Below are 17,295 nucleotides of genomic sequence, written 5' to 3'. Positions count from 1 at the left end.
CTGCGATCGCATGGTATTGTTTTCATCACTTTCATCAACCATTTCTTATGGCTACGTCTGCGGATCGCTCATCACCGATGTCTTGGCGACGCTCAAAAGCGGATCGCTCGATTGATACTGGATTTGTTTGGCTGACGGCTGCCTTTGCGATCGGAGTTGGCGTACTGCTGTTGACGATTGCGGGACAAGTGGGAACCGATGCGCTCCCAGCCATTCAAAAGTTTGGACTGAGTTTTTTAGTGACAAGTCGGTGGAGCGTCCAGGATGACATATTCGGCGCACTGACTCAGATATATGGAACGTTAGTCACTTCATTTTTAGCGTTGTTGTTGGCAGTGCCGATCGGGATCGGGGTGGCGCTATTTTTGAGTGAAGATTTTTTACCGCCACGGGTGAAACAGCCGATCGTGTTCTTGGTAGAACTGTTGGCGGCGATTCCGAGCGTAGTATATGGATTGTGGGGCATTTTCGTGCTGATTCCCGTCCTGCGTCCGTTCGGGATTTGGTTGAACGCGAATTTCGGCTGGATTCCAATTTTTAGTACACCTCCGGCGGGTCCGGGAATCTACGCGGCTGGGATTATTTTGGCGATTATGATTTTGCCGATTATTGCCGCGATTTCTCGTGATGCGTTGGTCGCTGTGCCCGCAGAATTGCGCCAAGCGTCTTATGGACTCGGTGCCACTCGGTGGGAGACAATCTTTAAGGTGCTGTTGCCTGCGGCGTTCTCTGGAATTGTGGGCGGCATTATGTTGGCGCTGGGTCGGGCGATGGGGGAAACGATGGCAGTGACGATGGTGATCGGAAACGTGGACACGATCCGATCGTTCTCGATTCTGTCGCAAGGTTCCACAGTCGCATCGTTGCTGGCGAACCAGTTTGCGGAAGCGAGTGGACTGCAAGTCGCATCTTTGTTGTATGCGGCGTTGATTTTGTTCTTTTTAACGCTTGTCGTGAACGTGCTGGCGGAACTCATTGTTCGCCGATTCAGTATGAAGCTCTAGGCACTCTCGAATTAGATAAGGACTTGTATGACTTCTCCAGAATTTGTGTCTGCCGGACGAGATTTAAAGCGCAAACCGAGTTCTCCCCGCACGTTGTTCTCTTCCGTAATGACGATCGCGGCATTCGTCTGTGCTGCGCTGGCGTTGATTCCGCTCGCAGCCGTTACGTTTTACGTGTTAATTAATGGTGCTTCTCGACTGTCTCCGAGCGTTTTTACCCAACTGCCCCCCGCTCCTGGCTTACCGGGTGGTGGATTTGGAAATGCGTTTGTGGGGACACTTCTCACCGTTGGAATTGCGGCATTGATGGCGATCCCGTTTGGCATTGTTGCGGCGATTTACCTGTCTGAGTTTGGACGCGATACGAAGTTAGCGGAGGCGGTGAACTTTTTAACGAACGTGTTAAGTGGGGTTCCGTCGATCGTCATTGGAGCGTTTGCGTATTCGGTCGTCGTTCTCAGCACCGGAACTTTCTCAGCGGTGGCGGGTGGATTTGCATTAGCGGTGTTGATGTTGCCGACGATCGTGAGAACTGCGGCGGAAGCGCTCGAAGCCGTACCGAATGAATTTCGGCAAGCAGCCACCGGATTGGGTTCGACGCGGATACAAACCACGTTACAGATTGTTTTACCAGCGGCGATTCCAGCGATTACAACCGGGATTATGCTGGCATTGGCACGGGCAGCGGGTGAAACGGCTCCGGTGCTATTTACGGCTTCGTTTAATCGCTTTTGGGCTACGTCCTTGTGGGAACCGATCGCAACGATGTCGCGGTTGGTGTTTGATTTTGCGACTTCTCCGTTTCCGGCTCAACAAGAACTTGCTTGGGCGGGTTCGTTAGTATTGGTGTTGTTAGTGCTGATTACCAGTGTTCTGTCTCGCATGGTGATCAAACGTCGGTAAATCTTTTTTGAAACGCTCCATCCTTTATCTTTCATCTGACTTATGACTTCTAGAGTTCAGGACGTTCGCCAAACTGAGTCGGTCTTCCGTACTGAGAATCTGAATATTTACTACGGCAGTTTCTTGGCGGTGCGGGATGTGTCGATCGAGGTTCCCAAAAATGCGGTAACGGCGTTTATCGGTCCTTCGGGCTGCGGTAAAAGTACGGTGTTGCGCTGCTTTAATCGCTTGAATGATTTAATCAAGTCGTTCCATATCGACGGCAAGATTTACTATCACAATCAGGATCTGTACGCGACAGAGATTGATCCGGTGGAAGTGCGGCGGCAAATTGGCATGGTGTTCCAAAAGCCGAACCCGTTCCCGAAAACAATCTACGACAATATTGCGTTTGGTCCTCGACTGCTCGGCTACAAGGGCGACATGGATGAGTTGGTTGAACGATCGCTAAAACAAGCTGCACTCTGGGATGACGTGAAAGATAAGCTCAAAGCTTACGGGACGGATCTTTCTGGTGGTCAGCAGCAACGGTTGTGTATTGCGCGTGCGGTAGCGGTTCAGCCCGATGTGATTCTAATGGACGAACCTTGTTCAGCACTTGACCCGATTTCGACTCTCAAAGTAGAAGATTTGCTGCAAGAGTTGAAGCAGAATTACACGATCGTGATTGTGACTCACAATATGCAGCAGGCTTCTCGCGCTTCGGATTACACGGCGTTCTTTAACGTGGAAGCGAACGCGAAAGGTCAAAGAACTGGGTATATTGTGGAATACGATCGCACTGAGCGCATTTTCCAAAGTCCTCAAGAGCAAGCGACTCAGGCGTATGTCAGCGGTCGTTTTGGCTAATTTGCAGGTTTGATAGGCTGAGATGGGGAGGCGTTTGGTGCCTCCCTTTTTTGTGGGTTGCGAATTTGGATAAAGGTCGCGGCTTCTAAACGAGAGGGCGCAAATTTGAGGTTGAGAATTCGAGCGGTGATGTTCGAGGATTCTAAGAGTCGGAGATCAGTACGATCGCGAATCACGTTAGCGATCGCTCTTGTAACAGGTTCAGGGCTTTCTTGTCCATTTGCCCAGATTCTTAGATTGTTCAGTTGTAGCGATCGACCTTGAATGATTTGCGGTTGTGCTTCGGCAACGATTTTTAGTTTCGCGGGATCGCCTTGTTCTTGTAGCTCGATTTGGAATCGGACGCGGTTGTCTGGTAGTAAAGTGAGTTGCGGATTGAGAAAGTCGTAGCGTTCCACTTGGCGGACATCGCGACGGAGTAATCGAATTCCAAGGTTTCTCAGTCGAGTGGTGACGAAGGGAGATTTGAGAGCGCGATCGATATCCGATTGAGTTAGAACTATCCGAACGCCTGCCTGTAAGGGTTTTTCTAATCTGCGGGTTTTAAGTTGAAGCGCGATCGCATCGGTTTCTAGCTCTAAAGTATCGATGCGAAGATCTTGCACGGGGAATAGTCCGCGTCCTGCGATGCGAATGCGATCGGCGCGACCTTGAACAATCTGATAACTCGGAGCATTATCGACTCGAACTTGTAGCTGTTCGGCGCGGACGAGTTGTTTACGGATTTGAGATTCGGCAATGCGATCGACGACGATTCCGGTGGGGGAGAGAATGCCGAGTAAGGTGGAAAGCAGAATAGTGAAAAAGTCCATTGAGTTGCTCGATCGTGCGTTGGGGGAGAGGTTGCGCTGCGTTGTGAGTCCGCCCCGGAATGGAATTCGGGGCTAACGGTGCGAAGTCCGCGCTCCGGGGACTGAAGAAAGATTGTGGGTTGAGAGTCACATTAATACGATCGCGCCCTGTCTTAAAATTTGCCATCCTTCTCCTGTCCATTTCGCCACGGTCGAAGGGGTTCCTGATGCAACTTCGGTAGAGTTTGCATCTAAGACCATGACCTCCGGAAATTCTGCTGCAATTTCTGGCATTGATAACAGTGCAGGTTGTCCGGAGCGATTGGCGCTTGTGGTAGCTAATGCGCCCGTTTTTGCCAGAATTTGACGGGCGATCGCATGATTCGGAACTCTTACACCGATCGTAGTTGGATCGCTCGGATTCATTGCAGCAGGAACACGATCGTTTGCGGGAAGCACTAAAGTTAATGCACCCGGTAAGTATTGTTTCGCGATCGCATTCCAGGCTTCTAATTCTCGATCGCTGCCTTTGACATAGTTCCAAAGCTCGTCGATTTCGCTTGCCATCAGAATCAAAGGCTTATCAAGGCTACGTTGTTTCGCGATGTAGATTAGCTCGGCTCGATCGGGTCTTGCAGCCAAAGCAGGAACAGTATCGGTTGGAAAACTTGCGAGATGCGTTCCAGCGCGAACCGATTCGATTAGTGTTTTAAATTCAACTTGTGGCATGGGTGATTCAAATTGAGGCTCTCAGTCTATCATTCTCAACGATTGGGAAAGCGATCGACCAGTTCCCCCACGTCGAACTAAAATTAATTCTGCACTGATGCTGATTGCAATCTCTTCGGGTGTTAAGGCTCCGATATCTAAACCGATCGGAGCGTAGATCGATCGAAGTTTCTCTCTAGAAATTTCCGATGATTGAAACACCTGTCTAACGCGCTTTTCACTCCCGATCATTCCAATGTAGCGACAGGGAATCGGTCGATCGACTAAAGCTTTCAATGCTGCTAAATCATATTGATATCCGCGTGTGACTAAGGCTGCGTAGAGTTGGGTATGTGTTGCGAGTTGATTTACGGTTTCATCGATTGGGGTGTTGAAAATTTTGGCGTTGGGATAGCGATCGACATTTGCCCAATTCGCTCGATCGTCTTGTACGATCACTTGAAATCCAATCAAATTCGCAACTTTCGCGAGTTCAATTCCACAATGTCCCGCGCCTACAATTAATAAAGTTGGAGCAGGTTCGATCGTTTCAATAAAAGCTTGCTCAGGACAATCACGAGATAGATAAGGGAATTGTTCCGCATTGAACGGAGTCACGATCGAGACCGTCTGCCCGGATTCGAGCTTCGTCAAGATTTGCTGAATGAGAGAACGGTATCGATCGCTGTCCCATCGTTCCAACCACACCTGCATGATTCCGCCACAAATCCCTTGAGTTTCCCGCTGTGGTGCGCCTGTTAAATCAATCTCGACCCATTGCTTTTCGCCAGTTGCCAGCACCTCTAACGCTTGCCGAATCACCTTCGCTTCTCCTGCTCCACCCCCGATCGTGCCGAAAATCTCGGTTTCGGTAATGATCATTTTCGCGCCGACTTCACGCGGTACAGAACCTTTAATCTGAACGACCGTTGCCAGCACCGCAGGCATCTTTTCTAATAGTTGACGATAGTGATCGGGCATAACGAAACAGAACTATTTTGCACTGATTGTAAGAGGATATTTGAAAAGTTATCATTCATTGCCATAGCCTGCCTGAAATAAATCTCCGTCTCCCGATCGTTTATTTAGAGGTTTCATACAGTATCACCATGTCATGAAGGGAAAGTGATATCAGAGCAAATCTACGCTCTAATCCACCTTGCTTAACTGTAGAAAACTACACTAATAGAATCAAATATTCTTGTTTGTCAAAGCATTGATTAATCCAAAATCTTCTTTGCAGTCAGATTGAGAGCCGCAATCAATTTCAGCGTCCAAATTCCAGTAATCACGAGTGTTAGAACTGCTAAACCGCGATTTTCGAGCGTATGACTATCAATCAAAATCAGAATTCCCAAGCCAATCAGCACAAATGGAACTAGTAGATTGCCGTAGCGAGATAGCGTTTCTGCAATTGCAGGAATTCGAGTCAGTTGATAAGCCATAGAGCACCACACACCGACCATTGAGAAAAACACACTTAAAACGACGATCAAACTATCCCAAGTACAATTCGCAAACAGGGGTCATAGATTCCAACATTGTCGCCTCCATTCGCAAAGGTTACAGCAGCGATGCTACAAGTCTGAGGCGAAATTAATGTAGAAAAAGGAGATGTCTTTTCTGACAGACTGGTTTCTGTTTCGTCGGCTTCTGGTGTCAGTAAGCGGCTTAATCCAATCGCGAGCAGCTTCGCTGTGCCAAAGGCAACGGGGCAATTCCCAACAGTCCCACCCATTCTTGCGGAAACATCAATCCACCAAAAAAGCCCGGTAAGCTAACTAGCACTAATGTTGCAAATCCAAGATACTGACCGGATACAATGTGTCGATGTCGAAAGTTTGCATTCACTTGAGAAAAGAACAACAGCAGGATCAGAACGTCGTCTAAGTTTGTAGCGATGAATGCAGTGATCCCCGTAGAAACTGCCGTGATAAGTTCGTTCATTTCAACTGACCTTAAGAATGTTGTCGATCGCCGTTTTTAATGACGGTTCGATTGAGCGAATTTGCGATCGCACAATTGTCGATCGACACCTCAAACTTCTGCTTGGTTTGCAGATGAGACGGCAAAACCGTATCTGTTGTCTGAGCATTGAACACCGATTGAGGCAACAACACAGACACCGTTTTGGGCTTGCGATTGTCTTTTGCAACTCCGTTCTGATTTGCTTGGGCAACCAAGTAAATTTTGCTTGGTAGTCGATCGCGTTGAGTTGACATTGCTTCCGGCTGTTTTTCCAATAGCTGAGAAAGCTCGGTCAGTTGCCGTGTTTGTAAATCGTCAATTTTCTGATGCAATCGCTCGATCTCTTGCGCCACGTGTAAGTTAACTTTGTGGTTCATCATGGCAGAGTAGCGGTCTTCTTCAGACTGGCGATTCTGACTCATCAACACAACCGGTGCAGTGTAAGCCGAGGCGAAGGAAAACACTAGATTCAGCAGAATGAAGGGGGATTCGTCCCAATGGGGTGCACCTGGAATCGAGTTTGCTCCAATCCAGCCTGCCAAGATGACGCTCTGGGTTCCAATAAATGCCCAGGAGCCAACTTTAGAAGCCATTGCATCGGCGAGACGTTGCCCACGGGTCGGCTTGGGGGGAGCCGATTCTAAGATTGATTGCTGTTGATTCAAGTGGTTTGATTGTGGACGTTTCATGGGAAAAAACCTCTGTAGAATTGAAGGCTGACAGATTAAACCTGTGCTTCACTCACATTGAGCAAGCATTCAGCAATTTTTGAATGAATTGCTAAGCCTTGAGAAGACGTTTGGCAGAAGTGCCTTGACTCAATCGAATCGTGGATTGATTCGGCTTTGAACTCCGCTTGTCTTCAATGTCTTCACTGTAAGCGGTTCAATTCATAGAAGCAAACGTTCTTATTTCTTAAAACGATAATCTGAAGTGATGTGAATTGATAAAGAGCGAAGGATTGCCAGTTACTCCAAGCCATTTCTAAGCCAGTGAACTAGATTTGTAGCTTGGAACACAAACAATTTTAGAATCGTTAAATTCTGGTAATCAAAGTGACAAAGATTTTTTAACTCCGTGTGATTCAATGTGGCAACTATCCCAACACAACTAAATTTTTCACAATGCACCACACTCAAGGGTTCTTCAAAAGCGTTGGAGGACTCAAACTTCACTATCAATCTTGTCAGCCTCAGCATCAAACTCAGGCTATCGTAATTCTGCTACACGGACTTGGAAGCCACAGCGGGCGATTTAACAATGTTATTCAATACCTCGTTCCTGCTGGCTATACCGTTTATGCGCTCGACTTACGCGGACATGGGCGATCGACGGGTTTGCGCGGACATCTCAATGATTGGTCTGAGTACCGCGCTGATCTGAGTCGCTTTCTTCAGGTCATCGACGAACAATGCTCAAATTGTCCACGTTTTGTTTTAGGGCATAGTTTGGGGGGAATGATTGCTTTAGACTATGGTTTGCGGTTTCCCACTGCACTACAAGGCATCATTACGATCGCGCCTGCACTCGGTCTAAACGGCATTTCATCAACCAAATTGTGGTTAGCAAACACATTCTCACGCATTGCACCGCGTTTCAGGCTCAAGGTCGGCATTGATCTCGAAGCAATCTCACGCGATCGAGAAGTGCTGAATGATTGCACTCAAGATCCGCTCGTGCATTCGATCGCCAGTGCGCGATTTGGCTCTGAGTTGTTTAAGACGATCGCTTGGGTGGAATCTCAGGCAGCAAATTTACAAGTGCCATTGTTGATTCTGCATGGCGGAGATGATGTTGTCGCGCATCCTGAAGGAAGTCAGGCATTCTTTGAGCAACTGACGTTATCGGATAAAGAACGACACGAGTATCCGGGTAGTCGTCATGCTCCGCACAATGATATTAACTATGAGGAACTGTTGATTGATCTAGAACGTTGGCTCGATCGACAAATTCAACAAACTACCCGACTACAATCTGTGTGCTGAATCCGATTTAATGGACCAGAGTACTGAGCTTTGTATCGAAACTTTCTTGCAAGACTGTCGGGACTTTAGCGCTGAACATTTCACCTTCTACGATTTGCGATCGAAATCCATCCACTCCAACGGGAACATCTCCAGTAATCGTGGTGCGGTAGAGAACGCGCTCAACTTCAATATGATCTAAATCCTGTGGAGCTAAATGAGCCGTAGCGCGATTGTCCCAGAATGCAATATCACCATTGTTCCAGCGAAATCGAGTGGTGTAGGCGGGCTTTGTGATTTGGTTAAAGAATAGCTCTAGAAGCAAGTCGCTCTCTTGCTGCGAGACATCGACAATGTGTGAGGTAAAGCCAGGATTGACGTACAGTGCTCGTCCTCCGGTCTCAGGATGCACTCTGACGACCGGATGAATCGAAACGAGTGGATTTGCCGCAATGCGTTGAGCAAACTTACTCTTGCTAGGAACATCCGATCGCGCATTAAACCGATGTTCAGCTTTGAGCGTGTCTGCTAATGCCCGGAGTGGAGCAGACAGACCTTCATAAGCAGCCACTAAATTTGTCCAAGTCGTGTCACCTCCAAAGCTTGGAACGTTCACAGCCCGTAAAACGGATGCTGCGGGTGGGTTAATGGCTGCTGTAACATCTGTATGCCAGTGATGTTCGTAGCTCGTTTTCCGCAAGCCATTTTTGCGATCGAAGCGACGACGATCAACGGGCATGATTTCCTGAAACCCTTTGATCGGGTCGTCTTCATGCGGATGGGCGTAAGTGACTTCGCCAAACCGAGCCGTAAAAGCAATCTGAGCGGCATGATCAATGTTCTGATTGCGGAAGAAGATGACCTTCCACTTCAGCAAAGCTTCCCGAATTTCTCGAACAGCATCATCGTGCAAAGCCTGTGAAAGATCGACCCCGCTAATCTCAGCCCCAATAAACCCAGAAACTTGTTTGACTTCAATATATTTGTTACTCATGTCAATTCTCCAAAAGCTGTTGTATCCGTAGAGCGGCAATTACTAGGTCTGCTTCTTTGTTGCCATCGGTCACAAGCAACGAAAGGAGCGATCGATTGCCCACTCTGTTTAAGTTCATCACAATTCTACATTAAATTGGTAGATTAACCGTATTTTACGGTTAAAATCCTAAGACCTAATCAACATAAGCGTCAACCCAGTTCGTATTAATGTTCCTGAAAGCGTTCCGATGCACGTTCTCTTATCGTGTCCTCTAGACGCGATCGACTAAATGGTCTAAAGTTCAAAAGAAAATTGGGATCAGATTATGACGAAGCTAAAAGTAGGATTGCTATTTGGTGGGCGTTCTGGCGAACATGAAGTCTCGATCGCATCGGCTCGATCGATTGCTCAAGCCCTCAGCGATCCTGCCAATGCCGAGAAATATGATCTGATGCCGTTCTACATTCAGAAAGACGGACAATGGCGATCGCCCGATATTGCTCGATCGGTTTTAGAATCAGGTGCAATTGACTGTGAAGATAGCGCCACGAATCTCTGGCAATTTCCGTCTGAAGCGGCTCAAGTCGATGTTTGGTTTCCGATTCTGCACGGTCCGAATGGTGAAGATGGAACGATTCAGGGTTTGCTGACTTTGATGCAGAAACCGTTTGTCGGTTCTAGTGTGTTGGGGTCTTCGGTCGGGATGGATAAGCTGGCGATGAAAACCGCGTTTGCTCAGGCGGGCTTGCCGCAGGTGAAATATTTGGGAGTCAGTCGATCGGAAATCTACTCGAATCCTTGTGTGTTTCCGAAATTGTGCGATCGCATCGAAACGGAACTCGGTTATCCCTGCTTTATCAAACCTGCAAACTTAGGATCATCAGTTGGCATCTCGAAAGTTCGGACTCGTGCAGAGTTAGAAGCGGCGTTAGATAGTGCTGCGAGTTACGATCGACGAATCATCGTCGAAGCGGGAGTCGTGGCGCGTGAAGTCGAATGTGCGGTGTTAGGAAATGAGCAAGCGAAAGCTTCGGTGGTGGGTGAAATTCGGTTTGATAGCGACTTTTATGATTACGAAACGAAGTACACCGCAGGCAAATCGAGCCATGTGATTCCCGCTCAACTTCCGGCAGAAATTACGAGCTTAATTCAGGAACGAGCATTGCAGGCTTTTCAGGCGGTTGATGCTTCGGGTTTAAGTCGCGTTGACTTTTTCTATGTGGAATCGACGGGTGAAGTGTTAATCAATGAAATCAATACGCTGCCTGGATTCACGGCAACAAGTATGTATCCGATGATGTGGGAAGCATCTGGAGTGTCTTATCCGAATTTAGTCGATCGATTGATTCAACTTGCTCTTGAATAGTTTGAGGTGACTAACGCGGTCGAATCGGGCGAGAAAGTGAACGTCTGAGTTCTACTGTAGTGTAGGCTCCAAGTAGAGAATCAGGAGTACGATTTTGAAGCAGGTCGAGAACTTTCGCAACTATGGTTTTCGTCGATGTTCCTCCTGGTAAGTTGATGAAGATGACACCTGCGGTGAATGCTTCTGCCCAACTACGTGGATCAGCAAAGCGACGATCTGCTGTAATGATGATTGCATCAGCCGCAATAGCGGCTTGCATCACTTCATCATCGGAATGCCCTGTCAGCCCAATGTCGCGTACATCTTGAACTTGAAATCCCAATTCGGCAATCTTCGCCGCAAGTGGTCTGGGCATATTTTCATCGACAAGAAAGTTCACAATTTAAGCTCCGATGGGGAAAGCTTCAACGTGCTTCACCATATCAGCAGCATAGGCAAGTGCGGCTTTGATTTGCTCTCTTGTTAAAACATAGTCCTCCATCACTTCCGTTTCGGTCATTTCGCTGGCAAGAGCACCAATGATGATCGCAACAGGAATTCGAGTTCCAGTAATTACGGGTACGCCGCCGCAAATAGCAGGATCAATGTTAATGTGTGGGGCAATTTCCATACTGTGTATGTTTCGCATCGGAGACGATCGTTTTATTCTACGTTCTTATGCTACTCCAAATATTTTTTCAGGCGGGATCTGTCGTTGACAAACCCCGCTTTAGTTTAGATGCCCGATTGCAGAACAACCAGCGATCGACCCATTACCGGAACCGTCTTTGTTCCTGAGAAGGTAATCTTCTCGGTGATAAAGCGCGGCTCTTTGGTGTTGATAAGAGCAGACCATTTGCGTTGTCGTAAGCGGGCGGGAAGGGTAAATTCGAGCATTTCCCAGTGAGCATTGAAGAGCAATAGGAAGTTATTATCTCGAATGCGTCCGCCTTTGGGACCGCGATCGGGAAGTTCGTTTCCGTTCAGGAACACCGCGATCGTTTTCGAGTAGCCGTTACCCCATTGCTCTTCGGTCATGTCGTTGCCATCGAGATTAAACCAAGCAATATCGCTTACGCTTGAACCGTGAATCGCTTGTCCTTGGAACCAGCGTTGACGGCGAAAAACGGGGTGTTCTTGGCGGAAATGAATCAATTCGCGGGTGAAATTGAGCAGGTCTTTATTGCGATCGCATAAGTCCCAATCGAGCCAAGATAGCTCATTATCCTGACAGTACGCATTGTTATTGCCAGATTGAGTGCGACCCATTTCATCACCCATCACAATCATCGGAATCCCTTGAGACAGCATCAGCGTCGATAACATATTTCGCTGTTGACGTTCTCTGAGGCGTAGCACTTCCGCATTATCAGTTTCGCCTTCGATGCCACAATTCCACGATCGATTGTGACTTTCTCCATCCCGGTTATCTTCACCGTTGGCTAGATTGTGTTTCTCGTTGTAGCTGACTAAATCCCGCAAGGTAAATCCATCATGTGCTGTCAGAAAATTAATGCTGGCATGAGGTCTGCGACCGTTTAATTGATAGAGGTCTGGACTACCTGTGAATCGATAGCCAAAGTCACCAAGCTTACCATCTTGACCCCGCCAAAAATCGCGCATTTCATCCCGATAGCGACCATTCCACTCTGACCACAGCACCGGGAAGTTTCCGACCTGATAGCCGCCGTCCCCAATGTCCCAAGGTTCAGCAATCAACTTCACACCTGCCAGAATTGGGTCTTGGTGAATGATATCGAAGAACGAGGCTAAGTTATCAACGGCGTAGAGTTCTCGTGCAAGTGCAGAAGCGAGATCAAATCGGAAGCCGTCAATGTGCATTTCTGTCACCCAGTAGCGCAAGCTATCCATGATCAGCTTTAGCACTTGAGGACTTTGCACATTGAGCGAGTTACCACATCCGGTAAAGTCCATGTAGTACCGCTCATTTCCTTCGACTAGGCGGTAGTACGTTTTGTTGTCAATTCCTTTTAGTGAAAGGGTTGGACCTGCGTGATTTCCTTCGCCAGTGTGATTGTAAACGACATCTAAAATAACTTCGATCCCAGCTTTGTGCAGAGCTTTCACCATCTCTTTGAATTCTTGCACCTGTCCGCCTGGAGTCTTGTCAGAACTATAGCCCGAATGCGGTGAAAAATAATTGATCGAATCGTAGCCCCAATAGTTCGATAAGTCTTTACTCGCTAAGTGACCCGGATGAGCTAAGAAGTGATGCACAGGCATTAATTCAACTGCCGTGACTCCTAACGATTGCAAATGCGCGATCGCGGCTGGATGTGCGAGTCCTGCATAAGTTCCGCGTAGATGTTCTGGAATCTCAGGATGCTTCTGAGTAAAACCTTTAACGTGCATCTCATAAATGACTGTCTCGTTCCAGGGAGTTTGTAAAAGCTGATCCCCTTCCCAATTAAAGCCTTGATCCACCACAATGCACTTCGGCATCAGATCAGCACTATCTAACTCAGAAAATCCTAAATCTGCGGCAGGATCATCCCAGCGGTAGCTAAAGGTTGCTTCGCCTTGTTGAACATAGCCCTCGATCGCTTTTGCGTAAGGGTCAATCAAAAGCTTGTTTGCATTAAATCGATGTCCTTGTTCAGGTTGCCAAGGTCCATGTACACGAAAGCCATATCGCTGACCTGGCGCAATTCCAGGAACATAACCATGCCAAAGGAAATTCTCGCCTTCATACAGAGGCAACCGTAGCTCTTCACCTTGAGCATCGAACAAACAAACTTCGACACCAGTTGCATGTTCAGAAAAGATCGAAAAGTTAGTTCCTTTTCCGTCCCAGGCTGCGCCTAACGGATAGACTTTTCCCGTCCAAATGGGTGCGTACATAGGCTTTTTTTAGATGTTTTATAAGAACTTCAACGAGCCAGTTGCTTGAAGCAATGTGAATAAGACAACTCTAACCATTGCCTTTCCTCTATCCCATCTGCCACGGGTGAAGCTTCTGTTCTGTCTTTGGAAGTGTCTATTGCATCAACGTGACTGACCTAAAAGGGTGACAAGCCTTGTGAAATCTAAAGAATCGCGACCCGATCGCTCTCGACTCAGTTCGAGAGCGTTACACTAATGTCGATCGCACTGGCGGCAAATTTATGGCTTCTCCGACTTGTACCCAATTTCGCGTTTCTGTGATCGGAGCCGGAAATGTTGGAAGCACCCTCGCTCAAAGAGTCGCTGAGAAGAATCTAGCCGATGTGGTACTGCTCGATGTGATTCAAGGTCGTCCTCAAGGATTAGCGCTCGATCTGATGGAAGCGCGAGGAGTCGAACGGCACGATCGACAAATTATCGGTACAAACGATTACCAAGATACGGCTGGCTCTGATGTCATTGTGATTACCGCTGGTATTCCTCGCAAACCGGGAATGAGTCGAGATGATTTACTGCGGACAAATGCGAAGATTGTCCGGGAAACTGTCAAAAGCGCGATCGTATATTCCCCGAATGCTGTGCTTATCGTCGTAACCAATCCGCTCGATGTCATGACTCACATTGCCTGGGAAGCCAGCGGACTGCCACCAAAACAAGTAATGGGAATGGCAGGCGTACTCGATTCGGCGCGATTTCAGACCTTTATTGCGATGGAATTGGATGTGTCGATCGCGGATATCAGCGCGACAGTTCTCGGTGGACATGGTGATTTGATGGTGCCACTGCCGAAATATTCCACAGTGAACGGGATTCCGATCGATCAACTGTTGCCGGAATCGACGATCGCGCAACTCATCGATCGGACTCGCAACGGAGGCGCAGAGATTGTAGAACTGATGCAAACCGGAAGTGCGTTCTATGCGCCTGCGTCATCGGCTTGTGTGATGGTCGAAGCGATCCTTTACAACAAATCCCGCCTGTTACCGATCGCTGCCTACCTCCAGGGCGAATATGGCTTGAATGATGTCTTTATCGGCGTACCGTGTCGATTGGGATGTCAAGGAATTCAAACAATTCTGGAATTGGACTTAACCGAGGCAGAACAAGCAGCATTACATCGTTCTGCTGCATCGGTGCGGGAAAATGTCGAGCGTGCAAATCAGCTTTTAGCGGCTACAGTGTAGGCAACTCTTAAAACTCCCCCGTAGAAAGAGACGTTTTCCTCAAAAAGGAGGGAGACTAGACCACATAGAGTTTTGTATCTGTGTTGCCTTAAGGAACTGACCATGATTCGACGCTGGCTAGGTGGTTTAGTGGGTTTGATGTGTCTTGCACCGATCGGGTATACGGTTTCGATCGTCGCAGCGACTCCAGAAGAAATGATTCGTCGCCCGTTCACTTGTCCTGATGAATCGAAGACCGAAGCCAAAGAATTTCAGGTGCTCACGGTGCGGAAATGGTCAGAAGGTATGGTCGCTCTTTATCGCGGCAATTGTTTAGATGATCGATCGATTCGCTTCTCGAAAGACCAAAAACCTCAACCGATGCTGAGTTACCGAGTCGCGAAACGAAACGGCATGGAATGGAATCTCGTCAGCAGCGGCAGCTACTTCACCAAAGCCTCGAAAACGGCGAATACCAAGAAATTAATCGAATACGGAGTCGGGCGCACGAACACCAAAGACAAACAGCGCCATGCCGTATTCTATGGAGAAATTCTAGAACCGACGGTCGCAGCCGTTGAAGTGACATTTAACAATGGTAAAGTACTGCGCGATCGTGGAGTCGATGGCATGTTGTTGCTAGTGGCTCCGGGCGCGACTGGAATCTGTGATGTTCGTGCTCTGGGCATTGATAATCAGATTTTGCAGCGCGATGAACTGATTCCGGTCAACACGACAGCGGTTAATAATACCTGTCAGCCAATTTCGGGACAATTGTAGAGATTAGATTTTCCCGATCGAGAATCCTCGATACATAAGTAGAACTGTCCAAATAAAAATGGACTGCTCCGATTGAGAACAATCCATTCTTGAAAATGCGGAACCCGGGACTTGAACCCGGAAGTCCTTGCGAACACTAGAACCTGAATCTAGCGCGTCTACCAATTCCGCCAGTCCCGCAGGTGCGAACTCGTTTGGGCATCGCGATCTCTGATTGTGACGTAAGGGGTTCAGAATGTCAATCTTTTCGATCGAGTTTCACGAGCATCGATTCGTTGCCGTTGACTTCGATGCTGGACAATTCCCAACTTTCCGGTAGAATCTAAACCAAATTTGAAGTGATTGTAAACATGCCTACTCAGGAGGACAGACCCATTACTCCCTCTCCCAGCTTGTCAAATTCTCAATCTTCACCGGAAGACCATCAGCCCGTCCTACATATCTGGGGAAAACAGCCCCTAAGTGGGCATGTCACTATCAGCGGCGCGAAAAATTCTGCGCTTGTGTTAATGGCAGGTTCGATTTTATGCTCAGGAACTTGTCGATTACGCAATGTGCCTTCGCTACTCGATATCACTCGAATTGGTGAGATCCTGTCTGCGTTAGGAGTGAAAGTTTCTCACAGCCAAGGCATTCTCGATCTGGATGCGTCTGAGATTACGCAGTCGAAAGCGCCTTACGATATTGTCAGTAAGCTCAGAGCCAGTTTCTTTGTCGCAGGTCCCCTCTTGGCGCGTTTAGGCGTGGCTCAGGTGCCATTGCCGGGAGGATGCTCGATCGGCGATCGACCTGTCGATTTGCACGTCAAAGGGCTGCAAGCGTTAGGCGCAGAAGTGATCATCGAACATGGAGTCGTGAATGCTCATGTGCGTGGGAATCGGAAGCGATTAACCGGAGCGAGAATCTATCTCGATTTTCCGAGCGTGGGCGCGACTGAAAACATCATGATGGCAGCGACTCTGGCGGAAGGAGAAACCATCATCGAGAACGCCGCCCAAGAACCGGAAGTCGTGGATTTAGCGAACTTCTGTCGGGCGATGGGCGCACAGATTCGAGGTGCAGGAACGAATCGGATCGTGATCAATGGCGTTGAAAAACTGCATGAGGTCGATTATTCGGTCGTGCCCGATCGCATTGAAGCCGGAACATTTTTGCTGGCAGGCGCGATTACTCGATCGGAAATTAGCCTGTCTCCGGTCGTTCCGGATCATTTGAGTGCTGCGATCGCAAAACTGCACGAAATCGGGGTGAAAGTCGCGATCGATGCTCCGGATACCGTTCGGGTGCTACCTGCTGGATCATTCCGAGGCACCGACATCGAAACGCTGCCATTCCCAGGATTTCCGACCGATTTACAAGCGCCGTTTATGTCACTGTTGACGTTGGCAGACGGCGATAGTGTGATTACGGAAACGCTGTTCGAGAATCGCCTTCAGCATGTGGCGGAACTGAATCGAATGGGCGCGGATATTCGTCTAAAAGGCAATATTGCGATCGTGCGGGGTGTGCCTCAGTTGTCGGGTGCGCCTGTTCAGGGAACGGATTTACGCGCATCGGCGGCGTTAGTGATTGCAGGGTTGGCGGCAAATGGCATGACCACGGTGCGAGGATTGAATCATCTCGATCGGGGTTATGACAATATTGAGGCGAAGTTGCGGGGACTGGGCGCGAAGATTGAACGCGGTCAGGAGGATGCGGTGCTGACGGCTCCAGTGGAATCGAAAATGGTCGGGTAGATTGATTTAGATAAACTCGCTGGCATTGCTGGCGGGTTTTCTATTAGTGGTTAATGGCTAGTTCGTTGAGATTTCTCGCTCACGTTTCTATCTCGCCCCGGAATGGAATTCGGGGCTAATCGAACAAAGTCCACTGAAGGGGACTAAGAGTCGAGTTGAAGGTCTTTAGTCAGTTTCAACTGACTTCGCACTGTTAGCCCCGAA

The 17,295-nt window shown here is 48.3% G+C and carries 18 protein-coding genes and 1 tRNA gene; 8 read left to right on the top strand and 11 right to left on the bottom strand.

Annotation, left to right across the window (positions count from 1 at the left end; all coding sequences use genetic code 11):
- Positions 1-47 precede the first annotated feature (47 nt).
- Genes pstC through pstB form a run of 3 tightly spaced genes read left to right on the top strand, consistent with a single transcriptional unit; the run spans position 48 to position 2,756 of the window.
- On the top strand, positions 48-1,004 hold the full coding sequence (gene pstC / locus NIES2104_RS25085) for a phosphate ABC transporter permease subunit PstC (RefSeq protein ID WP_059000965.1): 957 nt from the start codon (positions 48-50) through the stop codon (positions 1,002-1,004).
- A gap of 27 nt (positions 1,005-1,031) precedes the next feature.
- The gene (pstA, locus tag NIES2104_RS25080; protein ID WP_059000963.1) at positions 1,032-1,907 is read left to right on the top strand and encodes a phosphate ABC transporter permease PstA; all 876 of its coding nucleotides are present in this window, start codon (positions 1,032-1,034) and stop codon (positions 1,905-1,907) included.
- 42 nt (positions 1,908-1,949) lie between these two features.
- Positions 1,950-2,756 (top strand): phosphate ABC transporter ATP-binding protein PstB, encoded by an 807-nt coding sequence (gene pstB, locus NIES2104_RS25075; protein WP_059000961.1) that lies wholly within the window; start codon positions 1,950-1,952, stop codon positions 2,754-2,756.
- Here the strand turns inward: pstB and NIES2104_RS25070 are convergent.
- From NIES2104_RS25070 to NIES2104_RS25050, 6 genes are all read right to left on the bottom strand, one after another.
- On the bottom strand, positions 2,753-3,568 hold the full coding sequence (locus tag NIES2104_RS25070) for a DUF2993 domain-containing protein (protein ID WP_059000959.1): 816 nt from the start codon (positions 3,566-3,568) through the stop codon (positions 2,753-2,755). The genes pstB and NIES2104_RS25070 overlap by 4 nt on opposite strands.
- Before the next feature lie 126 nt (positions 3,569-3,694).
- Positions 3,695-4,276 carry an L-threonylcarbamoyladenylate synthase gene (locus NIES2104_RS25065; RefSeq protein WP_059000957.1) on the bottom strand — a complete coding sequence of 194 codons (582 nt, stop codon included), beginning with the start codon at positions 4,274-4,276 and terminating at the stop codon, positions 3,695-3,697.
- Between the two features lie 21 nt (positions 4,277-4,297).
- Positions 4,298-5,236, bottom strand: coding sequence for an XdhC family protein (locus NIES2104_RS25060; protein ID WP_059000955.1), 939 nt, complete (start codon positions 5,234-5,236; stop codon positions 4,298-4,300).
- 239 nt (positions 5,237-5,475) lie between these two features.
- Positions 5,476-5,721 carry a cadmium resistance transporter gene (locus NIES2104_RS33600; RefSeq protein ID WP_263971036.1) on the bottom strand — a complete coding sequence of 82 codons (246 nt, stop codon included), beginning with the start codon at positions 5,719-5,721 and terminating at the stop codon, positions 5,476-5,478.
- Positions 5,722-5,926: 205 nt separating this feature from the next.
- On the bottom strand, positions 5,927-6,202 hold the full coding sequence (locus NIES2104_RS33595) for a cadmium resistance transporter (RefSeq protein WP_263971035.1): 276 nt from the start codon (positions 6,200-6,202) through the stop codon (positions 5,927-5,929).
- 11 nt (positions 6,203-6,213) lie between these two features.
- Positions 6,214-6,912: a DUF1003 domain-containing protein gene (locus NIES2104_RS25050; protein ID WP_059000954.1), complete on the bottom strand. Its 699-nt coding sequence runs from the start codon at positions 6,910-6,912 to the stop codon at positions 6,214-6,216.
- Positions 6,913-7,347: 435 nt separating this feature from the next.
- Between NIES2104_RS25050 and NIES2104_RS25045 the strand changes: the two genes are divergently transcribed.
- Positions 7,348-8,208, top strand: a complete 861-nt coding sequence (locus NIES2104_RS25045; RefSeq protein ID WP_059000952.1) for an alpha/beta hydrolase — start codon at positions 7,348-7,350, stop codon at positions 8,206-8,208.
- Between the two features lie 7 nt (positions 8,209-8,215).
- Here NIES2104_RS25045 and NIES2104_RS25040 read toward each other — a convergent pair whose 3' ends face one another.
- Positions 8,216-9,181 carry a TauD/TfdA family dioxygenase gene (locus tag NIES2104_RS25040; protein WP_059000950.1) on the bottom strand — a complete coding sequence of 322 codons (966 nt, stop codon included), beginning with the start codon at positions 9,179-9,181 and terminating at the stop codon, positions 8,216-8,218.
- Positions 9,182-9,488: 307 nt separating this feature from the next.
- Here NIES2104_RS25040 and NIES2104_RS25035 point away from each other — a divergent pair, with 307 nt between their 5' ends.
- Entirely contained in the window at positions 9,489-10,529 is a 1,041-nt protein-coding gene (locus NIES2104_RS25035; protein WP_059000946.1) for a D-alanine--D-alanine ligase family protein, read from the top strand.
- A 10-nt stretch (positions 10,530-10,539) separates the two neighbouring features.
- Here NIES2104_RS25035 and NIES2104_RS25030 read toward each other — a convergent pair whose 3' ends face one another.
- From NIES2104_RS25030 to glgX, 3 genes are all read right to left on the bottom strand, one after another.
- Positions 10,540-10,908, bottom strand: a complete 369-nt coding sequence (locus NIES2104_RS25030; RefSeq protein WP_156427042.1) for a DUF5615 family PIN-like protein — start codon at positions 10,906-10,908, stop codon at positions 10,540-10,542.
- A gap of 3 nt (positions 10,909-10,911) precedes the next feature.
- Positions 10,912-11,139, bottom strand: a complete 228-nt coding sequence (locus tag NIES2104_RS25025) for a DUF433 domain-containing protein (protein WP_059000942.1) — start codon at positions 11,137-11,139, stop codon at positions 10,912-10,914.
- 104 nt (positions 11,140-11,243) lie between these two features.
- Positions 11,244-13,370 (bottom strand): glycogen debranching protein GlgX, encoded by a 2,127-nt coding sequence (gene glgX / locus NIES2104_RS25020; RefSeq protein WP_059000940.1) that lies wholly within the window; start codon positions 13,368-13,370, stop codon positions 11,244-11,246.
- A 263-nt stretch (positions 13,371-13,633) separates the two neighbouring features.
- Here glgX and mdh point away from each other — a divergent pair, with 263 nt between their 5' ends.
- Positions 13,634-14,596: a malate dehydrogenase gene (mdh, locus tag NIES2104_RS25015; RefSeq protein WP_059000938.1), complete on the top strand. Its 963-nt coding sequence runs from the start codon at positions 13,634-13,636 to the stop codon at positions 14,594-14,596.
- Positions 14,597-14,698: 102 nt separating this feature from the next.
- Positions 14,699-15,355, top strand: a complete 657-nt coding sequence (locus NIES2104_RS25010; protein WP_059000937.1) for a hypothetical protein — start codon at positions 14,699-14,701, stop codon at positions 15,353-15,355.
- A 96-nt stretch (positions 15,356-15,451) separates the two neighbouring features.
- Here NIES2104_RS25010 and NIES2104_RS25005 read toward each other — a convergent pair.
- Positions 15,452-15,535, bottom strand: a tRNA-Leu gene (locus NIES2104_RS25005).
- A gap of 170 nt (positions 15,536-15,705) precedes the next feature.
- Here NIES2104_RS25005 and murA point away from each other — a divergent pair.
- A complete protein-coding gene (gene murA, locus NIES2104_RS25000; RefSeq protein ID WP_059000935.1) occupies positions 15,706-17,091 on the top strand; it encodes a UDP-N-acetylglucosamine 1-carboxyvinyltransferase in 1,386 nt (461 codons plus the stop codon).
- The last annotated feature ends 204 nt before the right edge of the window (positions 17,092-17,295 follow it).

It is taken from the genome of Leptolyngbya sp. NIES-2104 (assembly GCF_001485215.1).
GTDB lineage: Bacteria > Cyanobacteriota > Cyanobacteriia > Leptolyngbyales > Leptolyngbyaceae > Leptolyngbya.
The sequence above is the reverse complement of the archived record's forward strand: the minus strand, read 5'-3'. Positions and strand labels throughout refer to the sequence as shown.